Origin of the sequence: Sporosarcina beigongshangi (genome assembly GCF_033485195.1) — a bacterium.
In the GTDB taxonomy this organism is placed as follows: Bacteria; Bacillota; Bacilli; order Bacillales_A; family Planococcaceae; genus Sporosarcina; species Sporosarcina beigongshangi.
In genome coordinates this window covers 1-12922 of sequence record NZ_JAWLIR010000019.1, presented here as the reverse complement: position 1 = coordinate 12922, position 12922 = coordinate 1, and the positions used below count along the sequence as shown (strand labels likewise).

The window sequence follows — 12922 nt, the reverse complement described above, 5'->3', positions numbered from 1 at the left end:
CTAACTTTTAGGGGTCACAACACGACCGAGCAGTCGGTGAAGGGCTTTTTTTTGTCTGATCGCTCAGACACTTATTCATCTCATAACTAGTATATACTAATAGATACATAATGAAACTGAGAGGTGTTTTATGAAAAAGTCTATTTTCACGCTCGTATTATTTTGTACAGTGAGCTTATTTTTACTCGTCCCATCAACAAGCGGAGCAACTAGTACGCCTCCGGATACAGATCGAGTCATTGTCAAAATAACAGGTGTGGACGGTGAAGAAACTGTAAAGAGTATAACGTGGGAAGAGCTGCAGCAAATCAAAGATGATCGTACTATGCGCACTTCTTCTACTCAAGTTAATTCACAAAAGGTCCAAGTACTTGAGCCGGATTATATTCGACACGCGGGGCCTATGATACATAGCATGGAAACTGTTTCGTGGGGAGCAGAGCGAATCGGTGCAAAAACGATGCAAAAAGCACTTGCACCAACGAAAAATAATGTGATTGTGGCCGTCATCGATACAGGCGTTGACTACACACATTCTTTATTGAAAGATAGAATCGTAAACGGGTATGACTTTGTCGATAATGATGCAGACCCAATGGATGTTCAATATCATGGCACGCATGTTGCGGGGGTTATTGCTGATACGACGCCTGCCAACGTAAAAATTATGCCGATACGTGCTTTAAATGCAGATGGCAATGGATACGATTCTCACGTTGCGGAGGGCATTCGATTTGCTGTCGATCATGGTGCTGCAGTTATTAATATGAGCTTCGGCGGTGAAGAGTATTCTCGCTTTTTAACGGATGCCATCGACTACGCACTTTCCAAAAATGTCCTTATAGTCGTTTCTTCAGGAAATGAAGGCGGAGACACTGCTAATTATTATCCTGCATCCAACGAGAAAGTGATTGTCGTTTCAGCAGTCGACCAAAACGATAACGTCACTCAATTTAGTAATACCGGAACAACTATCGACATTTCAGCGCCAGGTGTTGGGATTATTTCAAGCATTCCAGGTGAGCAAAAAGGCAGTATGAGCGGAACCTCAGCAGCAGCCCCATTCGTCAGTGGCGTCGCTGCAATGTTGATGCTGGATAATCCAAAAAGCTCAATCCAAGTCATTGAACAACTGTTGAAAAAATACGTCGATGACCGGGGAGAGACTGGCTGGGACAAGCTTTACGGCGAGGGAGTTGTGAATGTTACTTCCTATGCGAAGATTTCACCGCTAGCACAACCAAAAGCTGTCGATTTTATTAGTTTACCAGGACAGAAAAACGTTTCTTTGAATAAATTATGGACTGTCAAATTCGACCGCATATTTTCTGACCCAAATATAGCAACAATCAAGTTGTATAATGGAGTTACGGAGATACCAATCACACTTTCTCCCAACTTGAAAAACAAGGAGATCATCGTGACGCCTAAATCCAATTATGAGTCGAACACAGCATACCGTCTCGAAATCATTGTGCAAAACGGTAAAAAGTATCAAATGCAATTTGAAACGACTGGATTGAACTGATAGGTTTTATACAATGTAAGCCGATAAGTAACATCACACTGCCTCGATCGCAGTGTGATGTTACTTTTTTTGTGTCGATTGTCGGAGTGTGCAACGATTATCGTATAGTGTGCAACAAAGCGCCAGGTTTCCAACCAAAGTAGCGAAGCCCCCAACCATTCCCGCCAAGTGTGCAACCAACTCGCCGAGGTGTGCAACCAAGGGCCAAGTTTCCAACCAAAGTAGCGAAGCCCCCAACCAGTCCCGCCAAGTGTGCAACCAAATCGCCGAGGTGTGCAACCAAGGGCCAAGTTTCCAACCAAAGTAGTGAAGTCTCCAACCATTCCCACCAAGTGTGCAACCAAATCGCCGAGGTGTGCAACCAAGGGCCAAGATTCCAACCAAAGTAGCGAAGCCCCCAACCAGTCCCGCCAAGTGTGCAACCAACTCGCCGAGGTGTGCAACCAAGGGCCAAGATTCCAACCAAAGTAGCGAAGCCCCCAACCAGTCCCGCCAAGTGTGCAACCAACTCGCCGAGGTGTGCAACCAAGGGCCAAGATTCCAACCAAAGTAGCGAAGCCCCCAACCAGTCCCGCCAAGTGTGCAACCAAATCGCCGAAGTGTCCAACCATTTTGCCGAAGTGTGCAACAAAGCGCTAGGTTTCCAACCAAAGTAGTGAAGCCTCCAACCATTCCCGCCAAGTGTGCAACCAAATCGCCGAAGTGTCCAACCATTTTGCCGAAGTGTGCAACACAGCGCTAGGTTTCCAACCAAAGTAGTGAAGCCTCCAACCATTCCCGCCACGTGTGCAACCAAATCGCTAAAGTGTGCAACCATTTCTCCGAAGTGTGCAACAAAGCGCCAGGTGTGCCACTGTTTTAATTAGACTATTTAAAATAATATGACAGGTAGGAAGGAACTATAGTATTATATATAAGAAAGCACTATAAAACAGCAATCACCCAAATAACCATTCATACACAATAACAATAAGGAGGAATTTGATGAAAAGATCATTCCGGTTGGCCATCGTTTTTGTTTTTGTCGCGAGTTTTTTTATTGCATATCCGTCAGCAGATTCATATGCGAAGGATAACGTGTTCAAGGACATTAAGTCGGGAAGTTATTATTATGAATCTGTATTGAGTTTAAGTGAACGTGGAATTATTAATGGATTTAACGATGGTACGTTTAAGCCGAATCAAGCTGTGACGCGTGGACAAGCTGCGAAGATTTTGGCGCATGTGCTTGAGCTTGATTTAGAGAGTGTCAAGGATCCAAAATTTTTGGATGTGAAGCCGAGCCATCCATTCTATAAGGAAATTGTCGCGTTGGCGAATGCTGGCGTGATTAGCGGCTTCGCGGACGATACGTATAGATCGGATCAAACATTGTCGAGAGCACAAATGGCGAAAATTATTGCCGAAGGCTTTCATTTTGACGTTCGAAAAGTAGAAAAACTGCCGTTTACGGATGTGAAAAAGACGGTATGGTATGCCAATTATGTACAAACATTGGTTGCCCATAATATTACAACGGGGATTACCGCTACAAGCTTTGGACCCGATCATGCGGTGACGAGAGCACAAATCGCTACGTTTATTACGCGCAGTGAAAAGGCGGCTGGGCTTTTCGAACCCGATGTTATTGCGGGTAACGGAGATTTTGATGCACTTGATGGGAATGCGATGAATGCTTCGTTTCGCTCTCCTGCCAGTCTTGTTGCGTTGGCAGACGGGGCTGTGTTGATTTCAGATCGTCAAAATCAGTTGATTCGAAAACTGCAAGACGGGATTGTTTCTACGTTTGCGGGGACAACGTTTGAGTTAAATAATTTTGGATATCCTGAGGGCGGCCTCCATGATGCGATGAAAGAAACAGCCGTATTTAACGATCCATCTGGAATGGTAGCTGATCGTGAAGGGAATATTTATATCGCAGATGCTTCGAATCATGTCATTCGGAAAATCGCTAAGAATGGTGAGGTGACGACCATTGCGGGAGATGGACTGCCTGGTGATGAAGATGGGATTGGTGAGAATGCGCGATTTAATCATCCGCAAGACGTAGCGATTGCAGCGAATGGGACGCTTTATGTGGCGGATACGTTAAATCATTTAATTCGAAAAATCGATCCAAATGGAAACGTGACAACATTAAATGCTCCTTCCCTCCGTCCTGTTGAAGTAACGGATGGCGATATCGAGAATGCTGGTGATTTACAAGATGGCGACTTGAAAACTGCGAAGTTTAATGAGCCGTCGGGATTAGCGATTGATAGCAAAGGGAATTTATATGTCAGTGACACTGGGAATCAATTGATTCGTTATATTAATTTTGCTACTAACACTGTGAAGACCGTTGCTGGGAAAAGCGTAAACAACGGAACATTATATGCAAATGGTGGATATCGAGACGGGGTGGCACTTGAGGCACTGTTCCATTCACCGAGTGGAATGACGGTAACAAAAGAGGGGGGAGTCGTGATAGCGGATCGTTTAAATCATTCGGTGCGTTATTTGTTGAATGGCAAAGTGACGACACTTGTAAAGAATGGGTTAAGTCATCCGACAGATGTCGCTATTCAGGATGGAATGATTTTAATAGTGGATAGCTATCACAATCAAATTCGACAAATACAATTTAAATAAGGAAATAAGGAGAAACGCACGCGTAGCAACCAGAATAATATGCCCTTCGATCGAGCAATCGGTCGAAGGGTTTTTCTGTTTTGGTATATTTTAGTAATTAGGCAAATTTTATAACTACTTTTTTTGACGAAAAGACGAGTAATTATATAATTTTTTATTTGAAAATTCGTCAATTAGAGATTCTACTCTCGTTGATTGAAGCGCAAGTCGGCGACTCCTGCGAAAGCCGTCACGAAGAACGGCTTTTGCGAACAAACGCGAAGCGTTGAGAGCAGGAGGGCAGATGCCTTAATTTCCGCAAAGAACGCAGAAATACGGCAAATCGAACCCTACGCTGTTCGATCGGCTCAAGCCATGCCCGCGGAAAGCGTCCGACTGAAGCGGAAATCAATCTTGTTCGTATTTTAGGATTGATGGCTCTATTATGAAATTGACTCAAATACCATTTAATTAATTAATTAATTAAAACAAAAACCAAAGAAGTAGATGGGAGTTACCATTTACGATTATTGTAAATGCTAGGACCAGAAGAAAATATTCCTGTGACTAAGGCGAAATAGTAACAAATTAATAAAAAATAAATAATGATCATTAAAAGCAAGCTAAGCAAAAGGAGATAGTAGATGTATTGCATTATTGCTCGATTAATCGTGCAATTTTGCGTATGGACTTAAAAAATGAATAAATTTATAATTTAGTCAACATAGAGTAGGGGTTGATAATATGAGCATGATGGACACGATTGAAAGTATTCCCATTCAGTTAAATAAAATACTGAAGAATAAAAACCTTGTTGATCAAAACACACAAGATTATTTGAAAGCGTTTCCCGATATAAAGGGAATCGTATTTATCGCATCGGGTACCTCTTATAATGCTGCTTTTACAACGAAGAAGTTTGCAGAGGATTTTATCAATATTCCGGTTGAGCTAATCTATCCGAACATATTTGTAAATTATTTAAACAAGTCCTTATTAAATAAAGAAACGTTATATGTCTTTATTTCTCAGGGGGGAAAAACAAAACTTGTTTATGAGGCATTAGAAATCGTTAAATCGAAGGGATTTCCAAACATATCGATCACTGAAAGTTTAGATTCTCCAATCGCGAAAAGTGCTGATTTAGCTTTGGAGATGGGATCTGAAAACGAAGCGTATATGTTTAGAACGTTAGGATACTCTGCAACATGCGCCACCTTATACTGGCTCTTTACTTCTTTATCAAAGTTATATTGCGGATTATCAGAATCAGAGGAACAGGCGTTAATTGAAGATTACTCGAAAATGGTTGACAATCTACCGAAAATTAAAAATGATACACTCGATTGGTATAAAAAAAATAAATTCACTTTAATGCAAAAGAGTAAATTTTTATTTTCGGGTACAAATGATTTATGGCCAGTTGCGCAAGAAGCTGATATTAAGTTCATGGAAATGTTGCCAGCGCTTACAAATAGCTTTGAGCTTGAGGAACTCATTCATGGACCACAAAATGCGTTCGACAGTACGACGGGTTATTTTATTTTAAGTAGAAAAGGCGAAGACTCAGAGAAAGCCCAAAAGATATCGGCATTTATTAATACCGAAATCACGAAGTGTTTTATGGTTGGGGAAGAGACAACCTTGGATACAGATTTACCGATTGTTTCACCAAGTAAATATTTTAGTAGCTTAGAGTATATTACAGTCTTCCAAGTTTTATCGTATCAATTATCTACGGATAAAGGCCGTGATCTCTCAAAAGGGGTATATCCACAAGTCGTAAATTATATCGAAAAGTCATTATAAAAGTAAAGCAAAGGTGGGTACAAATCCTATGAAGAAAATATTAATTGCAACGCATGGGGAATTTGCAGAGGGGATTATGTCTTCTGCGGAGATCATTTTGGGAAAACAGGAAAATCTGTTTTTCATCAATGCGCATGTTGATCATATACCAGTCGATAAGAAAATAGAGACCTTTCTTGCAGAAAATGTTAGTGAGGATGACAACTTAATTATCATTACGGATGTATTTGGAGGCAGTGTCAACCAAACAGCAATCCGCTATTTATCGAGTGGAAAGGTAAATATTATTACTGGTTTCAACTTGCCGCTGTTGTTGGAACTAATCATGTTGAACGAATCCGATATTACACCAGAAAAGCTCAAAGAGATTACCGAAAAATCCAAGGAACAAATCATATATGTCAATGATGAATTACTAAAAGTAAATGACGAAGATGATGAGTTTGAACTGTAAGACTAAAGAATAGGGGTGGAAAAGATGATCGTAACCGTTAGAATTGATGATCGTTTATTACATGGACAGGTCGTGTACAGCTGGAAAGCGGCATTATCTTATAATGCTGTCGTAATTGCTAGTAATGAAGCAGCCAGTGATGAAACGAGGAAAATGGCGCTGAAAATGAGTTGTCCGGATGGAGTTAGACTTGCAATCCGAACAATTGAGGATGCGGCAACTGTATTGAAAAACCCAAAGTTAGCACCAATGAAGGTATTTGTGATTTGTTCAAAGCCTAAAGATGCATATGAATTATTATCACTGATCGACGAAACGCCAGTTTTAAATGTAGGTGGTATGCAAATGCATGAAGGGAAAGAGTTGCTCTCACCAGCGGTATATGTATCGAAAGAGGACATAGCGTATTTAGATAAAATTCAAGATAGTGGGATTGAAATTGAGGTACGTCAAGTTCCAACAGATAATGTTAAAAACTATAACGAGTTAAAAAGTAAATTGACATTCAAATAGAAGGGGAGAGGTCTTATGGGAACTGCGCTTTTAGTAGGTGCAATACTAGCAGTACTTTGGTTTATTGAAAAAATGCTTGGGACACCAATGGTTATCAGACCAATCGTTGTATCAACGATTATTGGCTTAGCATTGGGAGATGTACAAACGGGTCTCCTCGTAGGAGCGACACTTGAATTAGTTTTTATGGGGTTCATTCAAGTTGGAGGAGCAGAGGTTGCATTAGCACTAGCTTTACCTATTGCAATTTTGGCTCAATCTTTAAAAGTGGTCGTCTTTATCGTACGAAGTTATTTTATGAAGTATGCGATGAGTCTAGCTAAAACAGCGAATATTAAGGGACTCATAACCTTAAATATGGCGGGTCTCGTCCTTCAATGTCTAATGTATTTCGTAGTCGGATTTGTGGCAATTGTATTTGGATCAACTGCAGTAGAAGCTTTTGTGAATAATATACCAGAAGTAATTATGAATGGACTTCAGGTTGCTGGTGGCTTATTACCTGCTGTTGGATTTGGTTTGTTATTACTTCCAATGATGAGCAAATTTAATGTGCTATATTTCATCTTTGGTTTCGCATTATTTGCCTATGTTAATTTACCAATCTTAGGAATTACGCTATTCGGAGTTGTTCTCGCATTTATCCTAACGTACGAAATGCCAGGGAAGAATGTTGCTGTTGCTGGTTCAAATATAGATGAGGAGGACCTATTCGATGTCTGATAAAAAGAAACTAACAAAAGATGAGAAAAAAATGATGCGCGAGATTTTCTGGAACTCATTTATGCTAGAGGCTTCCTATAACTATGAAAGACAACAAGCGTTAGGGTTTTCAATCGGAATGTGGCCTGCGATTAAACGGTATTATAAAACCAAAGAGGAACAAGCTGAGGCACTTGAGCGCCATATGAATATTTTTAATACGACACCACATGTGGTTACTACGATAACTGGCGTTGCCACTGCATTGGAGAAGGAAGCAAGTGAAAATCCATCTTTCGACAAAAGCATCATTAATAACGTGAAAATAGGTTTAATGGGCCCATTCGCTGGGATTGGCGACTCCCTTTTCTGGGGAACGCTGCGAATTATCGCTGTCGGAATTGGTTTGTCCTTAGCTCAACAAGGAAGTATATTAGGACCCATATTATTTTTATTACTCTTTAATGTTCCGCATATGTTAGTTAGATATTATGGTGGGATTTATGGATACAAGTTAGGGACAGGCATTATGCAACAAGCTAATAACTCTGGTATCATGGAGAAAATCTCAAAAGGGGCTACCGTTGTTGGACTCATGGTAATTGGGGCAATGAGTGCTTCCATGGTAAAACTTAATTCAGCCTTTGTATTCACCGTTGGAGATCAAAAAATTCCAATGCAAGATTATTTAGATCAAATATTCCCACTGTTATTACCACTTTTATATACATTATCTATGTTCCTGTTATTAAAAAAGGGCTTCAAGCCAACAACTATATTGTTCATTACAATCATTTTTGGTATAGTTGGGTCCCTAATAGGAATTATATAAAAAATGATTACTGTAATCTACGTGATTACAGTAATTTTTTTAACGCATAGGAGGGGGAGAGATGTTGAACTTTAGTCGTAGAGAACTACTTATATTAAATGAATTATTTCATAAAAAAAGCTTAACCTCTACTGATTTATCCCTTGTTGTAGACACTTCAGTTAGAACCGTTAAAACAGATATTTCTAACCTGAAAGTAAAATTATCGGATTATGGAATAACCATTCATTCTAAACCGAATCAAGGCTACAAACTTAACTATGAAAATGCGGATAGTATCACTTTTTTAACGAACCAGCTGAAGTCTATGAATGTAGAAAGATTATATACTTTTAAGAAAAATAACTATGAACGGGTTTTTTATGTCCTAAGGCGTCTGTTACTGAAGGATGTTTATATTAAATTAGACGTACTCGCCAATGACATGTTTATTAGCCGATCTACTTTAAATGCAGATATGATAGAAGTTAAAAAAGTTCTAAACAAATACGAACTAAAATTAACCTCAAAAGCAAACCACGGAATAATGATTCAAGGTACAGAAATCAATAAGCGGATGTGTATCGCAGAATATTATTATCATAATAACACAAAGCTAGGGTATGAAAGTAAGAACGAATCCTCTTATTTTAAAGAGCATAATGACAAATATATTCAAACAATCGAATCTATACTGAGAATCGTTTGCGAAGAGTACCTGATAGTATTATCCGACTTCTCGATAAAAAACATCGCAATCCATATCTTTATTTCTATTCAAAGGAATCTTTCCGGTAATAAAATTACGGTACCCAACACATATTTGAAAAAAATCAGAACGAAGGAAATTTTTAAGGCGAGCGAAAATCTTTCCATGAGACTCAACGCGCTATTTGGCTGTAATTTTCAAGAGGTAGATAGTGCTTATATTTTTATGCATATTGAAAGTAAGCAGCTCTTAAATGATTCGACGAGTATTACCGATGAACAACAAACTGAAGTAAAAAAGGTTTTAGAAAATATATACGCTGAAATTAAAAGTAATTTTGATATAGATATTTCAGAAGATAAGACACTTAATCAATTTTTAGCATTACACATTCCGCAAATGATCAAGCGAATCCGGAATAATATGGTCATCCGAAATCCAGTTGTACATGAAAATCTTCAAAAATATATCTTTGCCACCAAGGTGACGATCTCAGCAACTGAGATTATTCAAAATCACTACGATGTACAAATCAATTTAGACGAGTTTGGTTATTTGGTACTCTATTTCAATGTTGCCTTAAGAAACCTTCAAAAGAATAAAAAAATCACAATTGGCTTAATGAGTGGTAGGGGCAGAGCGGAAACCATTATGTATATTAATGAGATTAAAGAAAACTTTTCAGATGAAAAGTATGAATTAATTAATTATGACTCTAAGGAAAAAGCAATTAGTCATTTAGATGATATTGATATATTGGTATCCTCCTACGAAGTAGAATTATCTAGAAATATCTTGCAAGTAGCGATTGAAAAAGGGAATTATATTAATGAAATTAGAGAGTACACCAATAAAACAGATCTTTATAAACTCAATATAGAAAACTATTTCCAACCTCAATTTTCGGACTTCTATTTAGAGGGAAAAGATAAAGAGAGTGTTTTGAGTAATTTAGTAAAAAAACTGCAGTCTTTAGATATTATAAAACCAGACGTTCAGATGGATATGCCGTTTGTTGCGCATGAAATTGGTAATAATATTGTCCATCTTCAGGATTTATATAAAATATGCCGAAAGTCATTTTGCTTTATTGCTGTACTTGAAAACCCAATTATTTGGGATAAGGATATCATTAGAGTCCTGTTTATCATCAAAACAAAAAGAGATGGCGACCATAACTTAAGTATTTTATGTGATATGTTTTCCAAGTGGACAAGTAATAAGGAAAATGTAAATCGGCTAATTCAAAATAAAGATTATGATTTATTTTTACAAAGCATTCAAGATTATTAAGACGAGCTATCTCAAGCTGCTAGCTCTTTGGAGAGTGTAACTAACTAACGAAAAAGTCATAATAACTAAGGAAGAAAATAATATGAAAAAAACAATCCAAGATATTGTATTGATCACGATTGGTGGATTTATTTTTGCTATTGGTATAAATTATTTCACCCTCCCAAATCTGTTATCAGAAGGCGGAATTATTGGACTGACAATTATTGCACACTATTTATTCCAATGGTCACCAGGGATTATTAACTTTATTTTAAATATGCTTTTATTTTTGGTTGGCTATAAGCTTTTTGATAAACGGACTGTTCTTTATACGTTATTTTCCATTGTATCCTGCTCTGCTTTTTTGTATGTAACTGAAGATGCGGGAAAAGTACTGACAGAGGATACACTTTTAGCAGCTATCTTTGCAGGATTATTAGTAGGTATTGGTTTAGGCATTATCTTTCGAACAGGCGGAACCAATGGTGGAACGACAGTCCTTGCTAGAATGGCTAACCAATATTGGGGCTGGAGTATCGGAAAGAGTATGCTAATTATCGATATTATAGTCGTTGCGGGCTCTATTTTTATAATTGGTTTAGAAAAAGCAATGCTCACTTTACTGACTGTTTATATTGGTGCAAAAGCCATTGATTTTATTGTCGAAGGGCTAGATGAAAGAGTAGCCGTTTTAATTATTTCAAATTCACCAAACGAAGTTTTGAATAAAGTCATGGATAGTATGTCGAGGGGAGTCACTGTTTTAGAAGGGCGCGGCGGCTATACGAAAGCAAATAAAGAAGTTTTGTATATTGTCATTAGCAAACAAGAAATTGTTCGACTAAAAAGTATTATTAAAGAAATTGATGAGCAAGCCTATGTTACGATGCATAATGTTCGTGAATTGATTGGAAGAGGTTATAAGGCAACTAAAGCCAATTAGGCTCCCTCGATTCTTACCTCAGTTACTCATCCAATCAGTCAGACGATCGGCTAATTGGATGAGATGTAAATCAAAAGAAATAGTAAGATTGAATCCACATGTACCACCGCTTCACATTCACTTCATCTTCAATGAAAGTAGCACATCATGTATGGCGACGAGCTTTGTTTCGAGCCGGTGTAAAAGATAGAATGATACGAATATCGGGAAGCCGATTTCCTGTATGAGATTCATCCATTGTTCCATCTCGTTTCCTCCCTTCTGTGATTAATTAAAAAACCGGTTCCCCAGTAGGAAAACTGAGGAGCCGGTTCATACAGCTTGGTACCTTATTCGAGTTCAGTCACATGACGCTCGACGATTCGAGCGCTTTTTGACGTTTCAAGTGGAGATCCATCCACTTCGAACACGCCTGATGCGATAATTTCCTGCATCGCAGCTTCCACGGCTGCTGCCGTTAAACCTGCACGTGGCTCGTCCACTGTCAGCATCACGTTTTTGCCGGCTGCTGTACTGAAATTCAATTGCAATGTTTTTGCCATTCTCCATCCCTCCTTTCTTTATAAAACTGAGCCCATCCGATTAGTTAATGACGTTTGATGTTTCCACCTTGTCTGCACCGATGAATGGAAAATCGGATAACTGCGCAAGTTGTTCGAGCGCTTTGTACAAGTCATCTGCTGTTGCATTTTTTGCAACGTTACGGTAGGTTTTTGACTTGCGGATTAGTTTGCCTTCATCCGTCAAACCACCATCGAAGTAAACCCGACCAACTGCATTTTTAAATTCGATTGTCGCCATGCTCATCACCTCCTTTCACCCTTTATATAGAATGAAAAGGAAGAAAGGGATACACGATTCACAAATTTTTTATGGATAGATCCTGTACGTTGATTGCTAAGCAAAACTGCGTGATTAATTTAGCGAAGTAATGAATTTATAGCATATTTTTAAAACCTCGATTTGTTTATGACTCTACGTAAGACCTCGTTTATACTGCCATTCTCTAAGTGTTAGCTGTTAGACAGAATACGACAAAAAATCACTAAAAATGCAAGAAAATGTTTCAAATTTTCTCATATTTTTAGCAAAATTTATAAAGAGAAATGGTATAATAGGATCACGTAACACTCAGGTCTCAAAGGACTAACTGCTTTCTTATTAGCTGGAAACACAGATGATTGGAAAAGGAGGAAATGGGATGAGGACACGCAAAACAACACATGTCATTTTAGGAGTTTGTATGCAGACGGGGAAGATGGCTGAAATGCTCGAGGATGCTGGCGCAACTGATATTGCGGTGGTTGACTATGACGCTGAAGAGGATCATGTTCAGGTGGCGAAAGTGCATTTCTATTCCCCTAATACTGCGCGAAGAACCTTAGGAAAATCCAAGCAAATCATATTTCATAAGTATTTAGTAAGGAAGAAAGAATAACTTGTTTGTAGCATCGTGATAGCTTAAAAAGGACAGCCCTTCGATTGGATTTACTCAATTGAAGGGCTGTTTTTGGGTGTGGGGTTGGTGCTGGTAATAGAGTGTGTGAGGCTTCCAACAAAAAGTATGG

14 protein-coding genes are annotated in these 12922 nt (G+C 38.7%); 10 read left to right on the top strand and 4 right to left on the bottom strand.

From position 1 onward, the window contains the following. Positions 1 to 130: 130 nt before the first annotated feature. The gene (locus tag R2B77_RS10580) at positions 131 to 1528 is read left to right on the top strand and encodes a S8 family peptidase (protein WP_203245822.1); all 1398 of its coding nucleotides are present in this window, start codon (positions 131 to 133) and stop codon (positions 1526 to 1528) included. A gap of 97 nt (positions 1529 to 1625) precedes the next feature. Here the strand turns inward: R2B77_RS10580 and R2B77_RS10575 are convergent, their stop codons facing one another. Further along, a complete protein-coding gene (locus R2B77_RS10575; RefSeq protein ID WP_322555691.1) occupies positions 1626 to 2345 on the bottom strand; it encodes a hypothetical protein in 720 nt (239 codons plus the stop codon). A 167-nt stretch (positions 2346 to 2512) separates the two neighbouring features. Between R2B77_RS10575 and R2B77_RS10570 the strand changes: the two genes are divergently transcribed. The 8 genes from R2B77_RS10570 to R2B77_RS10535 all read left to right on the top strand — a co-directional run bounded on the left by R2B77_RS10570 (position 2513) and on the right by R2B77_RS10535 (position 11354). Beyond that, the gene (locus R2B77_RS10570) at positions 2513 to 4159 is read left to right on the top strand and encodes an S-layer homology domain-containing protein (protein WP_203245823.1); all 1647 of its coding nucleotides are present in this window, start codon (positions 2513 to 2515) and stop codon (positions 4157 to 4159) included. Between the two features lie 723 nt (positions 4160 to 4882). Next, a complete protein-coding gene (locus R2B77_RS10565; protein WP_203245824.1) occupies positions 4883 to 5947 on the top strand; it encodes an SIS domain-containing protein in 1065 nt (354 codons plus the stop codon). 28 nt (positions 5948 to 5975) lie between these two features. Beyond that, positions 5976 to 6401: a PTS sugar transporter subunit IIA gene (locus R2B77_RS10560; protein WP_203245825.1), complete on the top strand. Its 426-nt coding sequence runs from the start codon at positions 5976 to 5978 to the stop codon at positions 6399 to 6401. Between the two features lie 24 nt (positions 6402 to 6425). Next, positions 6426 to 6914, top strand: coding sequence for a PTS system mannose/fructose/N-acetylgalactosamine-transporter subunit IIB (locus R2B77_RS10555; protein WP_203245826.1), 489 nt, complete (start codon positions 6426 to 6428; stop codon positions 6912 to 6914). A 15-nt stretch (positions 6915 to 6929) separates the two neighbouring features. After that, on the top strand, positions 6930 to 7637 hold the full coding sequence (locus R2B77_RS10550) for a PTS mannose/fructose/sorbose/N-acetylgalactosamine transporter subunit IIC (protein WP_203245827.1): 708 nt from the start codon (positions 6930 to 6932) through the stop codon (positions 7635 to 7637). Continuing rightward, positions 7630 to 8448, top strand: coding sequence for a PTS system mannose/fructose/sorbose family transporter subunit IID (locus tag R2B77_RS10545; protein WP_203245828.1), 819 nt, complete (start codon positions 7630 to 7632; stop codon positions 8446 to 8448). The genes R2B77_RS10550 and R2B77_RS10545 overlap by 8 nt, the downstream gene beginning before the upstream one ends. Before the next feature lie 61 nt (positions 8449 to 8509). After that, complete coding sequence (locus R2B77_RS10540) at positions 8510 to 10429, top strand: BglG family transcription antiterminator (RefSeq protein ID WP_203245829.1); 1920 nt, start codon at positions 8510 to 8512, stop codon at positions 10427 to 10429. Positions 10430 to 10511: 82 nt separating this feature from the next. After that, positions 10512 to 11354, top strand: coding sequence for a YitT family protein (locus tag R2B77_RS10535; RefSeq protein ID WP_203245830.1), 843 nt, complete (start codon positions 10512 to 10514; stop codon positions 11352 to 11354). Positions 11355 to 11471: 117 nt separating this feature from the next. Here R2B77_RS10535 and R2B77_RS10530 read toward each other — a convergent pair whose 3' ends face one another. The 3 genes from R2B77_RS10530 to R2B77_RS10520 all read right to left on the bottom strand — a co-directional run bounded on the left by R2B77_RS10530 (position 11472) and on the right by R2B77_RS10520 (position 12155). Then, complete coding sequence (locus R2B77_RS10530) at positions 11472 to 11600, bottom strand: YvrJ family protein (RefSeq protein WP_203245831.1); 129 nt, start codon at positions 11598 to 11600, stop codon at positions 11472 to 11474. Positions 11601 to 11683: 83 nt separating this feature from the next. Then, a complete protein-coding gene (locus R2B77_RS10525) occupies positions 11684 to 11896 on the bottom strand; it encodes a DUF2922 domain-containing protein (RefSeq protein ID WP_203245832.1) in 213 nt (70 codons plus the stop codon). A 40-nt stretch (positions 11897 to 11936) separates the two neighbouring features. After that, positions 11937 to 12155 (bottom strand): DUF1659 domain-containing protein, encoded by a 219-nt coding sequence (locus R2B77_RS10520; RefSeq protein ID WP_203245833.1) that lies wholly within the window; start codon positions 12153 to 12155, stop codon positions 11937 to 11939. Positions 12156 to 12555: 400 nt separating this feature from the next. Between R2B77_RS10520 and R2B77_RS10515 the strand changes: the two genes are divergently transcribed. Continuing rightward, positions 12556 to 12792 (top strand): hypothetical protein, encoded by a 237-nt coding sequence (locus tag R2B77_RS10515; protein ID WP_203245834.1) that lies wholly within the window; start codon positions 12556 to 12558, stop codon positions 12790 to 12792. The last annotated feature ends 130 nt before the right edge of the window (positions 12793 to 12922 follow it).